This window comes from Paraliobacillus sediminis (genome assembly GCF_003426055.1).
In genome coordinates this window covers 749,132-770,885 of sequence record NZ_QJSI01000001.1, presented here as the reverse complement: position 1 = coordinate 770,885, position 21,754 = coordinate 749,132, and the positions used below count along the sequence as shown (strand labels likewise).

Annotated in this window: 20 protein-coding genes; 1 reads left to right on the top strand and 19 read right to left on the bottom strand. The window is 35.9% G+C overall.

The window, feature by feature from the left end; genetic code table 11:
• Positions 1-248 precede the first annotated feature (248 nt).
• Positions 249-1,094: a DUF1206 domain-containing protein gene (locus D2K60_RS03410; RefSeq protein ID WP_117168579.1), complete on the top strand. Its 846-nt coding sequence runs from the start codon at positions 249-251 to the stop codon at positions 1,092-1,094.
• A 48-nt stretch (positions 1,095-1,142) separates the two neighbouring features.
• Here D2K60_RS03410 and D2K60_RS03405 read toward each other — a convergent pair whose 3' ends face one another.
• From D2K60_RS03405 to D2K60_RS03315, 19 genes are all read right to left on the bottom strand, one after another.
• Positions 1,143-2,549 carry a M24 family metallopeptidase gene (locus D2K60_RS03405; RefSeq protein WP_117168578.1) on the bottom strand — a complete coding sequence of 469 codons (1,407 nt, stop codon included), beginning with the start codon at positions 2,547-2,549 and terminating at the stop codon, positions 1,143-1,145.
• Positions 2,550-2,756: 207 nt separating this feature from the next.
• A complete protein-coding gene (locus D2K60_RS03400) occupies positions 2,757-3,728 on the bottom strand; it encodes a Gfo/Idh/MocA family protein (protein ID WP_117168577.1) in 972 nt (323 codons plus the stop codon).
• Between the two features lie 552 nt (positions 3,729-4,280).
• A complete protein-coding gene (locus D2K60_RS03395) occupies positions 4,281-6,062 on the bottom strand; it encodes an ABC transporter ATP-binding protein (protein WP_117168576.1) in 1,782 nt (593 codons plus the stop codon).
• A gap of 33 nt (positions 6,063-6,095) precedes the next feature.
• Positions 6,096-6,389 (bottom strand): lasso peptide biosynthesis PqqD family chaperone, encoded by a 294-nt coding sequence (locus tag D2K60_RS03390; protein WP_117168575.1) that lies wholly within the window; start codon positions 6,387-6,389, stop codon positions 6,096-6,098.
• Complete coding sequence (locus tag D2K60_RS03385; protein WP_117168574.1) at positions 6,382-7,311, bottom strand: phosphoenolpyruvate carboxykinase (ATP); 930 nt, start codon at positions 7,309-7,311, stop codon at positions 6,382-6,384. Before D2K60_RS03385 ends, D2K60_RS03390 begins: the two co-directional genes overlap by 8 nt.
• A gap of 85 nt (positions 7,312-7,396) precedes the next feature.
• Positions 7,397-7,534, bottom strand: a complete 138-nt coding sequence (locus D2K60_RS03380; RefSeq protein WP_117168573.1) for a paeninodin family lasso peptide — start codon at positions 7,532-7,534, stop codon at positions 7,397-7,399.
• A 14-nt stretch (positions 7,535-7,548) separates the two neighbouring features.
• Positions 7,549-9,474 carry an asparagine synthase-related protein gene (locus D2K60_RS03375; protein ID WP_117168572.1) on the bottom strand — a complete coding sequence of 642 codons (1,926 nt, stop codon included), beginning with the start codon at positions 9,472-9,474 and terminating at the stop codon, positions 7,549-7,551.
• On the bottom strand, positions 9,471-9,929 hold the full coding sequence (locus D2K60_RS03370; RefSeq protein ID WP_117168571.1) for a lasso peptide biosynthesis B2 protein: 459 nt from the start codon (positions 9,927-9,929) through the stop codon (positions 9,471-9,473). The genes D2K60_RS03375 and D2K60_RS03370 overlap by 4 nt, the downstream gene beginning before the upstream one ends.
• Before the next feature lies 1 nt (position 9,930).
• A complete protein-coding gene (locus tag D2K60_RS03365) occupies positions 9,931-10,617 on the bottom strand; it encodes a response regulator transcription factor (protein WP_117168570.1) in 687 nt (228 codons plus the stop codon).
• A 35-nt stretch (positions 10,618-10,652) separates the two neighbouring features.
• A complete protein-coding gene (locus tag D2K60_RS03360) occupies positions 10,653-11,822 on the bottom strand; it encodes a phosphohexomutase domain-containing protein (RefSeq protein ID WP_117168569.1) in 1,170 nt (389 codons plus the stop codon).
• Positions 11,823-11,924: 102 nt separating this feature from the next.
• Positions 11,925-13,304, bottom strand: a complete 1,380-nt coding sequence (locus D2K60_RS03355) for a sugar phosphate nucleotidyltransferase (protein WP_117168568.1) — start codon at positions 13,302-13,304, stop codon at positions 11,925-11,927.
• A gap of 79 nt (positions 13,305-13,383) precedes the next feature.
• Entirely contained in the window at positions 13,384-14,556 is a 1,173-nt protein-coding gene (locus D2K60_RS03350) for a nucleotidyltransferase domain-containing protein (RefSeq protein WP_117168567.1), read from the bottom strand.
• 6 nt (positions 14,557-14,562) lie between these two features.
• Entirely contained in the window at positions 14,563-14,862 is a 300-nt protein-coding gene (locus D2K60_RS03345) for a PqqD family peptide modification chaperone (RefSeq protein WP_117168566.1), read from the bottom strand.
• 28 nt (positions 14,863-14,890) lie between these two features.
• Complete coding sequence (locus tag D2K60_RS03340) at positions 14,891-16,102, bottom strand: glycosyltransferase family 4 protein (RefSeq protein WP_117168565.1); 1,212 nt, start codon at positions 16,100-16,102, stop codon at positions 14,891-14,893.
• Between the two features lie 134 nt (positions 16,103-16,236).
• Positions 16,237-16,833: an LbetaH domain-containing protein gene (locus D2K60_RS03335; RefSeq protein WP_117168564.1), complete on the bottom strand. Its 597-nt coding sequence runs from the start codon at positions 16,831-16,833 to the stop codon at positions 16,237-16,239.
• Between the two features lie 30 nt (positions 16,834-16,863).
• A complete protein-coding gene (locus D2K60_RS03330) occupies positions 16,864-18,378 on the bottom strand; it encodes an oligosaccharide flippase family protein (RefSeq protein WP_162880683.1) in 1,515 nt (504 codons plus the stop codon).
• Positions 18,379-18,413: 35 nt separating this feature from the next.
• Complete coding sequence (locus D2K60_RS03325) at positions 18,414-19,523, bottom strand: polysaccharide pyruvyl transferase family protein (protein ID WP_162880682.1); 1,110 nt, start codon at positions 19,521-19,523, stop codon at positions 18,414-18,416.
• A 37-nt stretch (positions 19,524-19,560) separates the two neighbouring features.
• Positions 19,561-20,559 (bottom strand): glycosyltransferase, encoded by a 999-nt coding sequence (locus D2K60_RS03320; RefSeq protein ID WP_117168561.1) that lies wholly within the window; start codon positions 20,557-20,559, stop codon positions 19,561-19,563.
• 25 nt (positions 20,560-20,584) lie between these two features.
• A complete protein-coding gene (locus D2K60_RS03315; protein WP_162880681.1) occupies positions 20,585-21,733 on the bottom strand; it encodes a glycosyltransferase family 4 protein in 1,149 nt (382 codons plus the stop codon).
• Between the last annotated feature and the right edge of the window lie 21 nt (positions 21,734-21,754).

Here is a 21,754-nt window from a genome sequence, read left to right as displayed (position 1 = left end):
TCTTCGACCTACACTTTTTTTAAATCTCCTAACAGCCTTACTATTTCCTTTCTAGCTTCACCGTCTGTAAATTTCTTCTTTCGATATACTACTGATTCTCAAAATATTCACCTATCTTGGAGACTATTATTCAGAAAAAACACAAGCTAAAAGGAAGCAGAGAACCGTCCCCTGCTTCCTTTGGTTTCTTTTTTATGTGAAAGGGAATATTACAGTGAATCTATTATTATTTAGGAAGAAGGTTACTTATGGAGATAGGGAATTCTAGCAATGTATCTACAGAAGAAGCTAAAGAAGAATTAAAGCCCTGGATTAGACGCCTTGCAAGAATTGGATATATGGCAAAAGGTTTGGTGTTTGTCATGGTTGGTATATTAACATTTATGGCAGCGATCGGCATTGGTGGTAACACATCAGGCACAAAAGGAATGTTTAGATCTTTGGCTGGAATGCCTTTTGGTGAGATAATACTTTGGCTAATTGTTATTGGATTATTATTATATGAAATGTGGTTACTCATTAAAGTTATCAAAGATCCCCAGAATAAAGGAAAAGGATTGAAAGGACTTTTATCACGAGGATCCAGTTTGGTAATTGCAATTATTTATGGTGGACTTATTTTTAGTGCTTTTAAAATAGCTATAAATGCAGGAAGTAGTGGTGGTAATACGGAAAAAACAATGACCGCTAAATTATTGTCACAACCTTTTGGGCAATGGCTCATAGCAGCAATTGGCGTAATTATCATTGTTTATGGAATAGTAGAGCTTTATAAGGGAATTACTACAAAGTTCATGAAAATATTTCATACAGAAGATATGAGCTCTCATGAGTATAAAATCGCTAAAAACGCTGGAAGATTAGGTCTAGTTTCACGAGGATTTGTATTTGGTATGATTGGATTTTTATTTATTAAAACCGCGTGGACCTCTAATTCCGATCAAGTAAAGGGACTAGATGGTGTTCTATCTGAATTATCTCAGGAACCTTATGGACAAGTATTGCTTGCATTAACTGCAATTGGATTATTTTTATATGGCGTTTATCAAATAGCTAGAGGCAGATATCAGCATATGGGATTAGGAAAATATTAAGGGGAAGCAGGGGACAATTCTCTGCTTTTCCCTGCTTCTTAAGCCCTCTTACTTTTCTTGATTAACTTTAAAGGCATATTTTTTATTCAATAGAAACGGTCGATAATAACCATTGATAGTTGAGATTGGCAGCACTTCTGGCTTAAGACGAATACCTAACGTATTCATCATATAATCTCGACGTGCTTGTATTCTTCGCCATACATCAGGATATTTTTCAGCAATTTCCTCTCTTAACGCTTCATTAGCGATAGCAACACCGTCTTCTGCATTTGCTCCACCATATCCTGGGACACTTGGGATGATATCAACCTGGAAAAGCATGCCACTTGAAACAGCAATATCTGATCCTTGATACATTGGCGAAGACATCCACTCTTCTCCTGCGGTTAAATGACCAGGATTTAATTTCCAACCATAAACTGATTTAGGAAGTACAGATTCAATTACGTCATACATATCTGCACCAGTCATACCTATCTCAATATTTTCATACCAGGTAGCATTAGCTGCGTAGTATGGTCGAGCCACTGCATCTAGATAATCGGATACATCTTCTGGTAGTTCATCTGAAGATGCAACTACATAGCCAGAACGATTAGTAAGACCACCTCTGAAACCAAGTGTTGATGAAAACTTATCACCCACACTAACTTTTTTCGCTCTTGGTGCTACTACCGCATTAGTAAAACGATCACCTGTTGCACATATTGTCTGTACATTATTTGGTTGTCCGTAAGCCGCCAACTCATCAGCTAGCTCCATTTCCGTCATACCTGGTTCTAGCTTGTCCAACATTTTCATAATACGTGAAGAAGCTAGGGATGCTCCAAATTCATAATGTGCAATTTCATTAGCATTCATATTGACTCGAGCCCCTTTACCAGGGTGTATGAAAAGTGAGGTTGCATTCCAAACGTGTCCAGCATCTCCTACCAGGTTTTTCACGGCTTCTACTATAAAATATGGTGTGTCAAACAGTTGATTGTTTTCATCCATTTCACTTGTAAACATCTTCCACCCAGCTATACCTATCTTCATACCAGCTTCAATTCCGGCAGATTGAATTAATTCTGAGAATGTCTTACTATTTCCCATTGGTTGATTTGGTAAGGAGAAATGTGGGATAGCAATTGCTTCTACTTGTATCCGGCTATACTGTTGCATGCGAAGCGATTCATTTCCTAATAACATGTATGTCTTACCACTTTGATGCAAAACCAAGATAGCCTCTTCAAACCTTGGTTCAAACCCTGCAAGATAACCAAAGTTAGTTCCATGTTCTCTGTCTGCATAAACTAGAAGAACGTCCATCATTTCCTCTTTCATTCGCTCTAGCACTTTTTCTTTGTGTAGCTGCATTGTTTCATCCGTTAGGTCCACTGGTTCGGTTGCAAATTCAATTTTAGGAGCCGGTACCTCTTCATATTTAATCTTTTCTTTGTAGTTAATCATAAGTCATCCCTTCCGTTCATTCTTGATGTTCTGCTACATTTCTAAAACTATATTCATTTGTGGACTCTTTCTCAAATCTATCAATAAACAGCGACATTGCATCTGTTTGATGTGAAGATTGATATAAATTAACCTAACCTCAAGTAAGTTTAAGCAAAATTACGTATATAAGCAAGCATCCTCACTCTTTAAAAGAACAGGGTACATTTAGAGCCTGATAGTACCGTTGCTTAGTACAGATTCAAGTGCAGCACTCGTTACTTGTTGAGTTTTGAATGCATCTTCATAATCAGACAGTATCAACGAAGAATCTCCTGTACGTAAAGCGTTAACAAAAGCCATATTCTCTAATAAATACGGATTTGATTCATAGCTGTACGCTGTATTTTCTTTTTCGGTTGCAATACGCAATACGTTTTGATTCCAATCTACAATAGCTTTATCGGTGTGAGCCGTTATACCAATCTTACTAAGCCCATCAGGTGAAATACATGCATTAGAAACATTTGCGATAATTCCATTTTTAAACTTTAAATTTACCGTTCCAACATCCGCAACTGTTAGTGATTCTACTTTTTTATGCATGACTCGATTACCGAAAAAGGCATGAACTTCATCTACCTCACCCGCTATGTATCGTAATATATCTACAATGTGTGTCGTTTGTTCATTGAATTGACCACCAGATAAATCTTGATTTCTCCACCACGATACACCAGGCATACCTCCAATCCATTGACCCGAGATCATCCCTATTGTTTGTAAATCCAGTAACTTCTTCAACTCTTGAACCGATTCGCTATATCGAAAATGGTAACCCACTGACGTTAGCAATGATTTTTTCTTAATTTCAGATAAAATCGCTCCTGGAATATCTTTATCCACTCCTAGTGGTTTCTCCACAAAGAAAGGTATCTGACGCTTTATTAATTCGAATTCCATTTTTCCATGAGACATGGGTGGGACACAAAGATATACCGCATTTAGTTTGTTAGCGTCCAACATTTCATGAAAATCATCATACCCCTTAGCATCTACAAATTTGGACGCCATTTTATCCGCTTTCATTTTACTTGTGCCACAAAAGGCAACCACCTTTACATCTTCTATTTCAGTTAAAATAGCTGCGTGCTTCTCACTAAAATTTCCTGTTCCAACTATACCAATCTTAATTGTCATAAAAGTAAACCTCCTCATTTAATGATACAGGTTAAGTTTTATACGCGAAATTAAATTTTATAACCTTTGGTACATTTTACTATACTAAGCTAAAAAGAACCTTCTTTTCAGGCAAGTTTTCAATTTAAAAGAAGCCTCACAGAGATTTCTCTCTACTAGACTTCCTATTAGACCATAAGCATTCATTTATTTATCGAGAAATGGCTGGTACTCAAATTTATTTCAGATACTGTATTACCTCTTCTATATTTTTGAAATCATCTATATTGTGTAAAATTCAGTACTGAAACATTCACTTTCTGATATATAAACTCCACTGAAAAAGAACAATTATAAGTCATTTGACTCATAACTAAATACACATAATATACAACCCAAAAAAAGGTGCACACATACATGATGTGCACACCCTTTTTACTGTTTGTGATCAAATCCAAGCGCTTGTGATCATTTCCATCCATATGTGATCAACTCGACCCCCTATGTGATCAAACACAAAACAACTCCCAAAAGGAAGCAGAGAACCGTCCCCCGCTTCCCGCCCCACCATCTCTATGCCTGATTAACCAATTTACGAAAGACGCCTGTTGTTTCGTCTGATAGTTGTTGGTATCCGCCTTGTTGCACGACTTTACCTTCGTCTAATACAATTACTTGGTCAGCGTTGCGGATTGTGGATAACCGGTGGGCAATTACGATGATCGTCATTGTGCCTTTTAAGCGTTCTATTGCTTGTTGGATTTTCAATTCATTCTCTGTGTCGAGCGCGCTCGTTGCTTCATCTAATACTAAAACAGAGGGTTTGCGTAAAATTGCTCTAGCTAATACAAGTCGCTGCCGCTCCCCGCCTGATAACTTAATTCCTCTATCTCCAATAACCGTATCCAGTCCGTCTGGTAAATTCCGAATAAAATCAGCTGCTGAAGCAAATTCGAGTGCTTCCCATAAATCAGATTCACTAGCTGTTGGTGCTACAAGTAATAAGTTTTCTCTAACGGTTGTATTAAATAGAAATGGGTCTTGAGATACGTAACTAAGCGATTCACGTAAAGAAAGTACGCGGTCCTCTTGAAGTGGTATGCCATCGATTAACACCAACCCGAATTCTGGCTGATTCAGTCCCATTAACAAATCAATTAACGTACTCTTGCCAGCACCTGACTTCCCAACAATTGCGGTTATTTGATTGGCAGGAATGAACAAGTTGATATCCGTTAAAGCGAATGTCGGTTTCTTTTTATCATAACGAAACGATGCGTGATCACATTGGATCCCCTTTTCAATTTGAATCGGTTTAGCAACAGCTCGCACCTTTTCTTTAAACTCAATTGCATCCTTTGTTTCTTTTTGAAAAGATCGAACAACTTTTAATGAAGGGATTGTGACTGCAATTTGCTCCATTGAACCTTGAATCCCAGCGACTCTTGGCCACAGTCTAGAGAAAATCACGATAACTAAAGTTAATTGTGCCGCTTGCGCTGCAAATAACTGAATCGCAAAAAAAATAAAGATCGCGATAAATATTGCCGAGGAAATTTTATAATAAACTTGTGAAGTAGCTTTTAGTTTCATGAAATCTACTTGTTGATTCTTCATTTTCTTTGTAATGGAACGATACCAATCCATTCGCGGCTTCTCTAACGAATTACTCTTAATATCTTTCATTCCATTTATTTGGTCCGTTATTCCAGCAAGATACTCTCTTCCAATTTCAAAATTCTGATTTCCTAATACAACAGATCGTTTTAAAAATTTCCGATTGAACAGTAATAAAACCAAACCACATGCCAAAACGAATCCTGTAATGGCTGGTGAAAGGTAAAAAGCAAGCGCAATTTGAACAATAGTAAATATAAAGGAGGCCATAAAATTTAAAAATGCCTGTGTACCAGCATTTGTACGTCCAATTTCTGCGGTTAATATGTGAATAATATCTGTTTTCCTGTTTTTAATAAAGAAATTCCAATTTGCCTTTAGTATCGAACCATATGTTTCTAAATGCAGATATCGTAAAAATCCTTGTTGAATAATCGCATTCTTGATTGTAATATGCCTTTTTAATACGTTCTGACCGACTGCAATACCTACATAAGCAGTCAAAATAAGAAGTAAGCCAACCGTATCGGAGAAGTTACCTAGGAAACCAAATAAATGCATAAAAGGTAAATCTACTGCATTTAGGTCAACAATTCCACTCATACTAATCATCGGAATTAGCAACAGTATCCCAACACTATCGAGTAAACCAATCCCTAACATTGCGATAGTATTAATATAGAGCGCCTTTCCAGTCTGTGCATGTATTTGTTTAAAAAAATAAAAAACGTGATTCATCTCTTTCACCTCCATATCTCATTTTATTACCTATCACTCATCAAGCCGAATTAACCCTTCTGCCGCTAATTGATTAAGAAAAGCCATTGTTTGTTCCTCGCATTCTTTTTCTGTTACATCATAACGGCCGACAAGTTTCGTGATCAATGCTTGAATCGTAATTGCTTCTTTAATTTCACTCCATATTTCTCCACCTAAAACACCAAAATTATAATACTTTCCATTTGCTACGCTAAGCATTACTTTTTCCCCGTCCATATCACTTACAATGTTTCCCTCAACTTGGCTAACGCGTTGGTTGATCGATATCGTATCCACTTTATTCATGTAAACTTTTGCTCCCTTCGATTGTTGCTAAAATTAATTCAGCCAATTCACCCGCTGTAAATCGTCCTGTTGGTCGTTTTAGCTGATATATCGGGATTTGACTAGCAATTTGTATAGAAGTTTGAAAATGCCAATCCATTAAACTTGCTCGTGCATATAAAAAGTTGCGATACGTGTGTTTATATAACAAATAAAATTGATCTAGCTTTTCAATCGTTCTTAGCGTGATTACCTGATTATCAGTTTTAATAAGCTCAAATACACCAGCTAAAGGTGTCCTATTAAAAGCAAATTGGCTTTCAATTGGTACGGAGAATTTCGTTTCCCTGAATACAATTGGCTTCAAATGGCTTGTATCTTTCCCGTATTGTTGCAATGTTTCTATCCAGAGCTTTTGACTTGGGTACGAAGGAATCACGTGTGGCTTGCCCTCACTTGAAAAAGTAATCGGAATAACATCATCACTCAACAAGTGATAACCTCTTTGTAAAAAAGCGGAAGCTAAGGTCGATTTTCCAGCACCAGAATCGCCAACAATCGCATACGCATTTCCATCGATAACAATGGCACTGCCATGCAAGGTAAGTAATTTTCGTTGCATCAATAATGCGCCCATACAGGTGCCGAGAAGATATAACCGAATTTCATCATGCTTCGTTTCATCAATCGGAGAGACGACAATCCGATTTCCATTTTCTATTAAGAAAATCGCTGTATCAGGTACATGAAATAAAATAGCTTTTTCCTTCACAACAAAGTGACTACTCGTATCAGCTAAAGTCGCCCATAATTCAGAAAGCTTACCATTTTCAATCGTTAGTTCATAACTGGCCATAGGCGTCACTACTTGCGTTAGCTCTGGTAATACGCGATCACTAACGATATCCAAACCAAATGCATGGTAATACAATTTTTCTATCATTAAGAAAGTTCCTCTCCATAGTAAGTAAAAGGGATGCCCTGATTGGACATCCCTTTCCACAGTAAGTATTCCTATTCCCCAAAAATTAGCTCCATGTTAAGTCTTCATAAAGTGTACCTTCTGACCATGCAGCATCCAGTCTTGTACCTGGATTTTCAGCTGCCATTGTCAAGCTAACATCTAACACTTCTAACACCGGTTGCTTCCATTCTTGTTTCGTCATTCAATCACCCCCTTTCAAGAAAATTGTTTGATAAATCGATAGACAATAAGACTACGCATCAAGACGCGATAATGTGGATCATCATCTAATTCTTGCTGTGGTCCCTTTTTAATCTTTTCTAATCCTTCTTTAATTGTTGTTTCGTTCAATAATGCTAGCATCCTAGCATCCTTCGTTAGGCATTCTATTTCAGCAATAAATTCATCCCATACCGGAGCTGTTCGATACACCCAATCTGCTCCCTGCACACCTCGAATCCGTTGATTTAACCTGACTTTATCTGGTAACATATTCGCAGTAGAACGCCTGATTAATGAACGATCATAGCCATTCTGGACAAATTGATCTTCTGGTAAAGCCAAACAGAAACGCACGACACGTAGATCATTAGTTGGATCTCGCTTCCAAAGTCCATGCTTTAATGACAACTTTGTTGATAGCGTACCAGTTGCATTCCAATGAAATAATGCCTCAAAATGCTTTAATCGCATATCACTATCCTCATCTGAACCATACCAACCAGACTGATCAATTCCGTATTTCTCTAACTTCGCATACACGCCTGTACGTGTAGCAAAAGCTGGATTGATCATTTTGGGAAGTTGATATGCTTCTTTCTCATGGGATCGAAACGCATGCTTTCTAATAATAGACAACTTCTTTCGCCGTGAACCGCCAGTATGTTTCGTAAGTTGGTTAACCTCTTGCATCAGTTTGATCCAGCGCATTTTCTTGATTAGTTTCGCGTAATACTCCAGTGCATTCCCCCATGAAACCGTTAAGTTTCCTCTATCACCACTTAACAGAATCCCTATGTCATGTGCATTCATCTCCTCAAACATACCCTTGAGCCAGAATGAATTCTCGAAAAATTTATAAGGCATTTCCATCGTTTTTAGAAGATCATCTATTTCCGAATAAGGACTCTTCCCAGCAAAATCTAGATAATAATCCTTTATTCCGCCGACATAGTTAACAGTAGCTGAAATATAAGGGCGCTCATCCGCAATTAAATATTTCGGCGTCTGATCATCAAAGCCTTCCTCTGGAATATAACTAAACGTATGTAATTGTTTGTTGTGTTTCTTTAACGTTTTTGTTGCAAAACTAACAACTGATCCTGAATCAAGTCCGCCACTTAATTGCGCACCGACTTGTCGATGCGTGCGTAATCGCGCATCAATTGCCTGTTGATACACTTCTTGAAAAGCTTCGACATATTCGTGATTTGATCGATAGCTTAACTTTTCACCCTCAAGTAAAGAACAATATTGTCTAAAACGAACCTCGCCTTTTACAATCCTAATGCTATGTGATGGTGGAACTTCCTGTATCGTTTGATAAGGTGTTAGAAATGAATCTGCTGTATCGACAACCATTGTCAGACTCAAGTATTCAGCAAGCCATGCTTCATTCAACTTTTTCTCAATGAACGGCAACTCAAGTAAAGGTTCTATTGTGGTACAAAAAGCAACATGCTCATGATTCTTGAAATAATAAAGTGTGCGCATACCAGAAAAATCTCTTGCTCCAAATAGCTTTTGCTCGCGCTCATCCCAAATCATAAATGCGAAGTCACCAATCAAATACTTCGGTGCATCTTCTCCCCACTTACAATATGCAAGTAAAATCAACTGACTATCCGGCATGCCTTTTCTTTTCGCTTTATCAACTTGTAAGGATTCAAATAACTCCGCTCTGTTATCAATAATTGCGTCGGCTGTGATCGCTAACTGTCGTTCAGCATCATAGTAAGGCAAAACTTCACCAATAGATTCAGGTGTAATCCATTGCGCATGGCAACCAAGGAAAACATTTTCTTTTTGCCAAACACTTACGTCATTTGCAGGAAATTGGCTTAAATTATCCATCATACATGTGCTATTCTTTGATGAGACAGGTTGTTTGTTTAGATGATATATGCCAGCAATCGCGCTCAATGTCTTCCCTCCCCTCTATCAATAAACTTGCCAAACACACTAACAACAGTGAAGTTGTGCATCACACTGCTTCCTGTTACATAAAAAGGGCCACTTCTTAACCACGCATGTGCGATCATTTTACCTTCCTTGTCTCTAGCTGTCCCTAAATATAAGGTGCTTTCTATCTTTCTTCTTTCTAGCATTTTCATTGCAGCTATTGCTTGAACAAGACAAGCACTTTCCCAGAATGTATAACGGCTAATAAGTGCAATCGCTTTTGAAATGTCGCTAATTAGAGATGGACTTGTCGCAATCGTTTCTGACGTCTCCACTGATTTTTCACCCAAACTAGGAGCAACTCGACCAAATGGTAAGGCTTTTAGAATACGAGCCCATGCTAACAGGACAAACACTTCGATATAAAGGCGTTTTTTATCAAACGGTAAGGACACTACTTTTTTAAGTTTATCCATGTCAACTTGTCGTCTTCATCAGGATCTGCATCAGTTCCCTCCGACTTCTTATATGCAGTTTCTTATACATGCCCGAGATATAATTCTTGACCGTACCCTCTTTAATCGAAAGTTCATTGGCAATCATCTGATTCGTCCATCCTTTATTAACAAATTGAATTAATCTATAATCTCGATCATTTAAATCTAAATCCTTTTCCTCTTTAAAAAGCTCTTTAATCGCAAACATCGAACCATCCTGCTCAATCCCCTGTAACGTAATTAGTCGCTCAGAAAAATGATGAATAAGGTGTTGTGGTGCAATAAACTGACCTTCGATAATAAACCGTAACATCTGTTTAAATTGGTCTAGACTAGATTCCTTCAATACGTAACCATCTATCCCAACAGACAACGCCTTCTCAATAAAGGATTCCCCAGCTAAATCTGTTAACAAAACTACCTTCATTTTCGGAAATAAATCTTTTAATCGCTCTGCATAAATAACACCCGTCATTTTTTGCGTTTGAATATCTAGCAAACAAAGATCTGGGAAAACTTCTTTTCTATTAATAAATTCAATTGCTTCCTCCCCGTTATCTACACTCGCTATCACGAGAAATTCGTCCATTTCATCAAATATATTTATAATCATTTCACGAAAGAGTAACTGATCTTCAGCAATTAATACCGTATACTTTTTATTCATCCTATTCTCTCCTTGCGTCAGCCGTCATGCGCATTTCATCCACCAGATTTCTCGGTAATGTCTAAGAGCCCTTGATACATCGTCATTGCTTTTGATTGATAATAGGCCGCTACTTCAGCGAGCATCATACAGATGTGAATCGCATCAAATTCCGCACTTTTGCTGACTGGTATCAACCCTTTTTCATGCCTATAATGTTGGAGTAACGCAGTCATTTCAATCTTTGTTAGCACCTGATAGGCATCGACACTATTTTTAACCGCAACACCTACTTGATTCGCATCGGAATCTGTTGCAAGTAAAATAGCCGCATCTAAACGGTCGCCATATTCTATTGCTAACGTATAAGCCTCTATTTCTTCTGGATTTAAACATGTCACTGTTGAAAATGTTGGATCAGCCAACTCTTGCTCGACCACTACATGGACATTCGTAAAGCCCATTGCATCCAAGCCGTTTCGGACAAGTGAATTACCAGCACCATGTAAAGGCGTGTAGACGATACATAAGTTATTCGAGTAGTTTTGGATAAGCTCTGATTTTCTCATTACATTTTTAAGTTGCATCATGTACGCCCGTTCGATTTCATTGTCATGTAGTATCGTTAATAATCTTAAATGTAGGAGTTCATTTTTATCCGCTATCTTAATAGCTAATTGCTCTTTGACTTGATTCACTTTGTCGATTAGTAATACCGCGTCCTTGTCTGAAAGATCCGCTCCATCTGGCCCATAAACTTTAAAACCATTATATTCTGGAGGATGTTGACCAGCTGTTATCATTACCCCTGCGTAAGCACGTAAATAACGAACAGCAAAAGCAAGCAATGGCGCCGGGCGCATTCGATCAAATAAATAAACAGGTATGCCATGAATGCCAAGTGTTTTGACCACTTCTAATGCAAACTCTGTTGACCGAAAGCGTGAATCATAAGCAATTACCACACCTCTTACACGGTGATAAATACTTTGCCCTTCCATAAAACGTGCCAAACCCTCTGCCGCTTTTCTTATCGTATATATATTGATTCGATTAGGACCCGGTCCAATTTCACCGCACATGCCATCCTGATCAAACACGATCTCTTCACAAAAACAATCTTCTAATTCGCTTAGATCTCTTTCAAACGCGTTCAACTGGTGTCTTATGCCACCATCCAGACCATCAAACTGTTTCCACTTCTGATATTTCTCTACCCAATCCATAGGCCCTCCTCCTCAAAAAGCTACTGCTTCTGTTAGGAATAAATTTTACTTTCTTATTAGAATGCTAGATTCCCGCTTTTGAGAAGAAGCACGGCTCAAACCTTAGTTACTTAACATATATGCGCGCATAATATCCTCAATATCTTCCCATTTCATTGCAAATCGATGCACATCTTCTTCTACTAATTCGCTACCTGTTTGCACTTCAATAAATTCCATATCAGTCGTTGCTCTAATCGCATGCTTGGTAGCTAATGGTATGTGTAAAACATCTCCTGATCTTACGTGACGCACTTGATCATCTAGAACTAAGACACCATCACCTTTAATCACTGTCCATATCTCACTTCGCTTGTAATGGACATGATAGCTAAGGTTTTTACCTGCATTTATCCCGATTCGTTTTGTTAATACTTCGTTACCTTCCTCATACTTTGTGTATTCTAGTACACGGTACCAACCCCATCTTCTTTCTTCATACATCGGACGACCAGCAAACCCGTTGACATAATCTTTCACTTTGGCACTGGCATCTTTATTCGAAACAAGAATGCCATCAGGACTTGCGGCTATAATCACGTTTTCTAAACCAATCAACGCAATTGGAATATCTAATTCATTGACGATGTGGGAGTTCTCTAGTGTTTCATCGATTATCCCTTTACCAACCAAGTTAGACGCCATTTCTTCTGTTAATGTGTTCCACGTACCAAGGTCTTTCCAAAATCCATCATACGGTAAGGCAACAATATGGTTTGCACGCTCAACAACTTCATAATCAAAACTTGTTTTAGGTAACAGGGGATACTGTTTTAAGAGCGCATCATATTGAATTGGTAGACCTTTTTCTTTTAACAGATTCAAAATATAATCCAATCGAAATGCAAACACCCCACAGTTCCATAGTGCATCATTCGTAATGAGCTCTGTCGCAGTCGCTTCATTTGGTTTTTCTTTAAACGAATCAACCGTTACATAATGCTTTTCATCAGCTGTTTTCGGTACAATATAACCATATTTCTTAGAAGGATACGTTGGTGTCACACCCATTAACGCTAGATCCGCATCCGATTCTAGTAAGATATCCTCTAATTCTTTTACTTTTGAAAAGAAGTGATCTTCTACATAAGGATCGACTGGTAGCATCGCGACAACTTCACTCGGGCTACAGCCTTTCACGTCATACAAATAAACAGCAGCAAGTGCAATTGCTGGAAACGTGTCACGACGTTCAGGTTCTACCACCATCGGCACACCTACGCCAATCTGATTATGGATCATGTCAACTTGATTCTTACTTGTTGCTATAATAGAATCCTTTGCTAAATCATTCTTCGCTAATTGTCCCCAAACACGCTGAACCATCGATTCTTTGTCCGCAAATTCATTCGTTAAGACTTTCAAGAATTGTTTCGATCTTGCATCATTTGATAGTGGCCATAATCGTTTTCCAGAACCTCCAGATAAGAGTACAAGTTTCATAGTATCCCTGCCTTTCCATTATTTTTTGTATAAAAAAAACCAACTGAAGAATCAGTTGATAAATAGACATAATGAACGACTAACCCTTGATAGAAAAGAACCGTCTACGCGTATAGCGCCACAATCCTAGGAAAGGTCGTAATGGTATATATAGAAAATAGAGTGATTTTGGTAATGGGAGTACTTGCGCATCCCATGAATTCGGGTACGTTTTTCGAATAAAAGCTTGCCATTTCTGATAGTGATTTTTAATACGGTACAGATAATCCTTACAGCTTTTTTCCCACCCTGATGGTGGATGATCTATATCTATTTTATTCTCGATAAAAGTTGCCACTTGTTTGGCAAGACTTCTTGCTTTTTTTGATGTACCGTATTGTAGTAATTCGGCTGTTATTGGTTGCTTTAATACATCACTAGCAAGTTGGACATATTGACCAACTAGGTAACTATATTTATATTTTTTTAATAAGGAAATAATTCTTTCTTGATCCTCTGTCTGCTTAAGTAACTGATCGATATCGGTCAACCATCTCAGTCTAAACCAGCCGTGACGCGCGCCATGGGTGATTAAATGAAAAAGCAGATAAGCCTGATCAAGCCCATAAACTTCAGTTGTTGTGACTGGAACACGGACTTTTTCTTGCCATAATTCCTCAAAACACGGTTCGTTCGATGGTCCAGGATTTAACTTCCAATGGATCTCAATTTCACAACCTTTTTCTTTATTGTAAAATTCAATATGATGATTCTGTACCTTCCAATCCTCCAACATTCTTGGTGGTTCATATGCAATCTGGTAACCAAGCGTACCGAGAACGGTAGTCACTTTATCCAAGTCATCTAGATCTATTAATATGTCCAAATCATTCGATGTCCGTGAAGATAAGTCCTGATATAGGTGATAGCAAAGAATTGGACCTTTTAAGATGATCATCTTAAGGCTTTCTTGATTGAATACGTTACATACCCGCTCCATTTCAGCAGTCAATTGCATCATTCGCATCGTATTCTCTACGTAATGACGATGCAACGTAGCAACTACCCCAGTTGGAACAAGCGGACTATCTAGCAACTTGATATTTTTATAGATAATCGGATAGACACGATGGTAGCTCGATAATTCTAAAAACGCTTGCCAATCAATCTTTGACAGCAATTCACTATCCTGTTTGAGCCCTTCAATCTTTTCAGCATCTAAGAGTTCGATCAACAATGTAAGTTCTTTGGACCTATCAGCCACTGTTTTCATCGCTAATCACCTTGATTCCTGATCCGCTTCAATCAAACCAGCAACTAACAACTCATCTATAAATACCGAAACTATACTTCTACACGCTTCATTTTCAACCTCGAATTCAGTAGTTAGAATCGTCACAATCTGATCAATAGTAGCCGACATCGCGAGAACCTCCCAAATGACTTGCCCTATTTCTCCTAAGTCATAACATGTGCCGTTCTCCATACTCACAAGCCTTTGCTTTTGTTCGTTACTGTGAATCACGTTATCTTTGGACTGAACATACAGTTGCTGATCGGTCAATTGATTCTGAATCATTCAAAATATACCCCCTCATCAAAGTTACTTACATACCAACTTTGTACATTCTCTTCCGCCATTTAATACCCGTAATTGAAAATGATTGGGTAACGCTTTTCTCTTCTATAGTTGACAGCTTTTCTTGTCTACTCACTATTTTCGCATCAACAAAATCCTTTATTTCTGTCCGAAAGCGCTCTGGTGAAAACTTAATCGCATGCGCTCGACAATGCTGTGGATCTATTTCTAACTGTTCAAATTGACCAACAGCATTTTTGATAGCTTCTGCTGTTTGGTGATAAAAAAATAAACCAGTAGGATCTACTGATTCATTAAAGCCTCGAACAGTTTCCCGAGATCCCCCTTTACCGTATGCAATCACAGGCGTACCACATGCCTGTGCTTCTAATGGCGTTATACCAAAATCCTCTTCCGCTGCAAAAATAAAACCTTTTGCACGTTGCATGTGACTTTTCAATACATCAAAAGATTGATAACCAAGCAACGTAACATTCGGGCCTGCTTTCGCTTTAATCTTCTTAAAGTCAGGACCATCACCAATCACAATCAATTTCTTATCTGGCATCAACGAAAAGGCTTCAACAATCGCATCAATCTTTTTATACGGAACCATTCTAGAAGCGGTTAAATAAAAGTCATCTTTTTGTTCGTGAAAAGCAAATGCTGATACATCAACAGGTGGATAAATCGTTTCAGACTCTCTACGATAAACCTTCCAAATTCTTCTCCCGATAAAGTCTGAAACAGATATAAAAAAGTCTACACCATTCGAAGTTCTGGAATCCCAGTTTCGAACCTTGTGTAGAAGATATCTTGTGACAAAACCCTTTATTCCTTTGTCCATACCAGTTTCCCTTAAATATTGGTGTTGCAAATCCCAAGCATAGCGAATAGGTGAATACACATAAGAAATATGTAACTGATCTGGTCCGGTAATAACTCCTTTAGCCACAGCATGAGAGCTAGAAATGATTAAATCATATTCTGATAAGTCCAACTGTTCAATTGCTAAAGGCATGAACGGAAGATAGGTCCGATATTTACGCTTAGAAAAAGGAAGCCTTTGAATAAATGTTGTCTTAACCTTTTTATTCATAATAAAATCACGCTGACCTTCTGGTAAGTAATCAACCGTACTAAACAAATCAGCATCTGGGTAGATCTTCAGCACTTCTTCTAAGACTTTTTCCGCACCACTGTAGACTACTAACCAGTCGTGAATGATAGCTGTTTTCATATAATCCCTCCTTAATTTGGTATTTATGATTGTTTAATAAATTCTAGATTTCATCTTGTTTATTATTATTATTATTATTAATCAAAGGATTAAATACAATAACTTGTGAAATACGCTACTAACTAACCTATTTTTTATCTCCTTTTAATTAGAGCTGGGTTACCTACTAAGAGAAGCTTTTCTTCATTATAAACCTTATTAATTACACTTCCTAACCCAACTATTGTACTATTGGGAATTGATACACCAGGAGCAAATAATACATGTGCTGCAATATATGAATTAGAACCAATAGTAACCGATTTAGGTATCAGTCCGAACTCTCCGTTAGCTTTTTGATGTGTCCAAAATTCTGAAGATCTGCCTGCAATAACAACATTATCAGAGATATAAATACCTCCACTTGCGTCAAAGAAATGCCTACTCATTATCCCTGTTTGTTCTCCCACATTTATTTCTCTATTCCACCCTGACTCATCATATAATGCTGAGCCAACATAATTTAAATTTAACATATAGCTATTGTTTTTAAATACAATATTTTTTAACCCTTTGAATATATTAAAGTGACCTATCCTTACATTGTCTTCCAAAACGACATTTTGGGCATCAATTATAGATAAACCAATTTTTACATTTTTACCAATTTTCCATTTTAATAAATGCTTATATAAAAATATTTTTAATGAATTAGGGAAAATTACACTTATAATTAAAAACATTTTTTTCATTTTAAGACCCCTTAAGTATTCAAACATTATTTAACTCGCTTTTCTCACAATAATTTTTCTTAATGGCTTCACCAACATATCCTTCTCACTATTATTCATAAAGAATCTAAACATGATTCCACCATAAAATGCAGTTAAAACTAATGCAAACAGTAAAATATCAAACCAAGTAGTAACGTCTACTAATCTTTTGAGTATGAATCCAATTATGAAAACAAGCGTCATTGGAATAAATAGCACAAAGACTTCTTTTAAATATCGTTTCATCTCGATACCGACTTTAGCATAGTTAAAATTCATAACGATCGTATTAATTATCTTCCCTACCAACGTACCAATAGCAACACCAATAACACCATAAGTAAGGGCTAAAGGAATACTAATAGCTAAGTTTAAAATTGCTACTCCTAGATAAAGCTTTGATTGAAAAGCATGTTCGTTTTTCGCTTGTAAAATTGATGTGGCAAGCACTTGAACGACTGGGATGAACCTTGATGACATAACTAATAACGCAACCCAATATGCTAAGACATAATCGGCCCCAGCCCAAATCACGATAAATTCATTACCGACAAGAGCAAATCCAGTTAATACGAGTGCAGCAAGTAAAAACTGAATTCTAGAAACTCTAATAAACATAGTTGTTAATTCGTGATTTGACACGTTCTTAGAAACCATTTGAACAAGTCTAGGTAAGAAAAAACCACTTAAAACCATCGTTAATTTTGTATATAATCCATTTATCACTTCCGCTACGTTATAAATAGCAACAGCAGCTGTATTTACTAATGCTCCTAAAATAAACATGTCTGTTCTGCTATAAATAAAATCAGCTAGACTTGCAATAAAGACCCATAAGGAATACATAGAAATCTCTTTCATCAGTCTAAAATCAAATTTATGTAACTTAATTTTCGTTTTAAGTATGACAAAGCAATAGTAAACATCAATCAATGATAATAAAAAATTGACTATCGATATTGCTATCAAAACGCCAATCGAAGAAAATCCCATAAATAATATCGTAACCGTAATTAATGGATTAATTATAAATCTAACTACCGTTATTAACTTACTGAAGATGAATTTTTCATGTGCAATTATTATTCCATTAAACAATTTGAGAGGAAAAGAGATCCCCAAGTTAACAGCAACTATTTGAAGCATAATTGTAAACTTGGCCACTTCTTCAGTGGTTAGTCCATTTGCAAATATCTTATCCGCTCCAAAAGCTGCAAACATGCCACATGAAAATGCAAGTAATCCAATAATAGAATATAAAACCAGGAACATTGCATTAATATTTTCATACTCTTTTTTATTATCTTTTTCTTTAAACTGCGTTACATATTTTACAATGGCATTTGAAAATCCAAAATCAAAAAGAAACAACATTCCCATGATAGACAAAGCTAATGAATATAATCCATATTCTGCTTGCCCGAACAGTCTTAGTGTGATAGGTGTGATTAATAGGCCAGTTATTATATTTATAAATGTACTTATATATGTTAATATCACACCAAATTTAATTTGCTTACCCAAGATTTTACCTCTTTTCTTACTATCATCCATTAGAATTAGACAATATTCTCTATACCCTTTTCCTTTATGATTCCCTCAGAAAAAATAGTCTTTAATATTTTATTATAATAGTTTGATGTGAAATTATTGTCATAGTTTAATTCACTTTCATTTAGGTCCAGCAATTCATTAATATGCATAGTGACATCTTCCTTGTTCTCTATAAATCTAATGTATGGAAGATGCTTAATCCACTCATAAGTCCCTTCAACCTTGTGGTTATAATTCCCAAATGCAATACAGGGTGTAGATGTTATAGCTGCAAAAACCATTCCATGCAATCTGTCAGTTATTACTAATTTTGATTTTCTAAAAGAAGACCAGATCTTTTCAAGTTCTTCTTCTCTATTATCTTTATAGATTGTCTTATTAATTACCGTGTCAGTAAAATTAACATTATTTTTATAAGTGGTGACCATTTTTATAAGCGTATCTTTAAAAGTATCATCTAAAATCCCTTCAACATCATTTCTAAAACAAAATAAAATATTACTTCTAGTTTCAGAGCCTTTAGTTTGATTTAAATACAATACAATGTCAGGGGTAAGGATTACATTATTATTTACAAACTCATTTTTCATAATTCCATATGATTTCTTTTCGCGTGCTACCAAAGTCAGATGTTTGTGTAAATTATATATTACTTTTGTTTTTTCCAACTCTCTTATTCCAATTGCAGAGTTTTCAAAGTGAATGGTTTGAGGAAATAGAATTATTTTTTGTTTTTGAAATGAACTAATAATTTTACGTCTAATTTCTTCCTCTCCTAAATATTCAGATCCCATATTCCCACCACCTTGAAGCATTAATACATCACTTTCCATGAGACACCTTTTAAGTTTTTTTAAAGAAAGTTCAATTTCACTAATCTGAATTTCAAATATATTATATGCCTTACAATTCTCTTCAAGAAATTTTATTTCAGCAAAAGTTATTGCCTGGTCTCCTAAATTACCGTGCTGTGGAGTATCTATTAATATAATTCTAGATTTATCACTTTTCTTAATCCTTTCACAAGTTCTTTTTGCACTTATTCTGATATAAAGCCTATTACGATGCCATTTAACTTTTTTAACTATATATCTTAAAATCTTTTGTACCATCATCATAACCACCTTCTTAAGTAAAAGCATTTTCACTTTTTTAGAATTCGACCTTACGCCTTATATTTACAACTTTATAGATCCATCTAATTATAAATACTGGCGTATAACGAAAAAGGTTTCTAGTTAGCTTTATTTTTTTAGAACTAGGAAATATAGAAAACAAATGTAAATTCTTTTTATAGTAATCTATTAGGCTATTTAATACTCGCGTTTTATTTTCAAAGTTCGATTTAACCACTCTGTTTATCGTAGCTTTAATCATCCCTTCTAAACTTTTAGTTGCCTTTTCCTTTAATTCAATTAATTCATTATCATTATAGAATTTTATCTGATTATAGTATGCTTCTAATTTATCAAGACTTTTAATGGTAAAACCTTGACCCATTATACTGTCTGATCTCTGCAAATAGAAATACATTTTTTTAGAAGTAATCGCTACTTTATTAGCACGATATAAAATTTGATAAGTGGTCAATTCATCTTCATGAACTTTACCTTTCGGAAAAAAAAGATTGTTAAAAAGATTACTTTTGAATAGTTTATTCCAAACTACAACTGTGTCACCATAATTTATATTATATAAGTTGTGGAGAATATCTAATTTATCTAAAACAACTATATCTTCTATCGCTTTTTCGTTTCTTATTGGTGTAAATTCTTGATCTTCTTCTACTATTTGATAACCACACTGTGCTATATCTGCATCATTTTTTATTATTAAATTAAGTAAACATTCATAAAACGTTTCGTAAATATAATCATCAGAGTCTATAAAGCTTATATAATTACCTGATGCGGCTTTTAAACCAGCATTTCTAGCATCTGAAAGCCCTCCATTTTCTTTTCGAATAACTACTATTCTATTGTCCATAGAGGCGTACTTTTCGCATATTTCAAAACACCTATCTGGTGAACCATCATCAACAAGTATTATCTCTAAATTAAAATATGTTTGATTTATTATACTTTCTATACATTTACTTAAGAATTTCTCTACCCGATAAATTGGGACAATAACACTTATCTTCTGTTCCATGAATTTAACCTCACTATTTTTGTCATTATATAGCGTAATTACTAATATCCTCTATCACGTCTCTACATAAATCTTTATAGGGTGATTTAAATTGATTCTCCTGATGTATATGTTCCATCCCCTGCTTCGCTTCCATTATTGTATTTGCAAGTGACCGTGAGTCCGTGCGCTCAGCATAATAAATATTATTCATCATAACTTGCCATTCTTGTAATCCCCCACTATTAAACACAACTACAGGTTTACCTGTTCCACGCGCTTCTGGGACAACTAAACCAGCAGCTTCATACCAAATAGAAGGAACAACAACCACATCAGTTTCTAAATAATATTTACTTACTTCATATCCATTAACTCTTCCAATGAAATTAATATAGTTATCTAAACCCTTTTTCTTTACTAGAGCTTTTAACTCTTCCTCATACCATCCTCCTCCAACAATGTTACACATAACATTAATATTATCTTGTTTCATTTTTGAAATAGCCTCTATTAAGTATTGAACTCCTTTGTTATATGACAATCTCCCTACATACAAGATCTTTAATATGTCTGTATTATTAGTTACTTTTATTGGCCCTAAGTCAGTAAGATTTCCTAGTGTAATATCAAATAGCTTTATTTTTTCAGACTTTATATTCTCTATTTCTAGTGTTTTCTGCATTGCCTTTGTTGCAACATAAACGGTCTTACACTTATTTAGTATTACATGTACTTCCTTACTTTTATTAAATAGTCTATATGCCTCTTTGGGTGACTTATTCGTACCACATTTTCTAACATACCAATTGACCATACACATATTACCAGTGGCAGCTTTGCAAATTTGATCATTATCCCTAAATAATCTAGTTCCAGATGGACAGGTTGCATTGTGTACAATAGAGAGAACATTGTATTTGGAGACAATCTTGGTAATTTTATCTGTAGTTTCAACACCCACGTGCCAAAGGATTGCATCCGGATTATAATCTTCTATATAACTGAGCCAGGCACTACTGAACTTTATAATTTCACAATTAAGTTCATCCCCCCAACTAGATGTATTATCATGATCTATACATAGAAGTGATGTTTTAACTCCTTTGTTTATAAGTTTTTCTGTTAAATCAAATATAAACCTTTCTTTTCCTCCACCACTATGGAAGTCATCTGCAATTTGTAATATTTTCAATCTATCACCCTCTAAAATCGT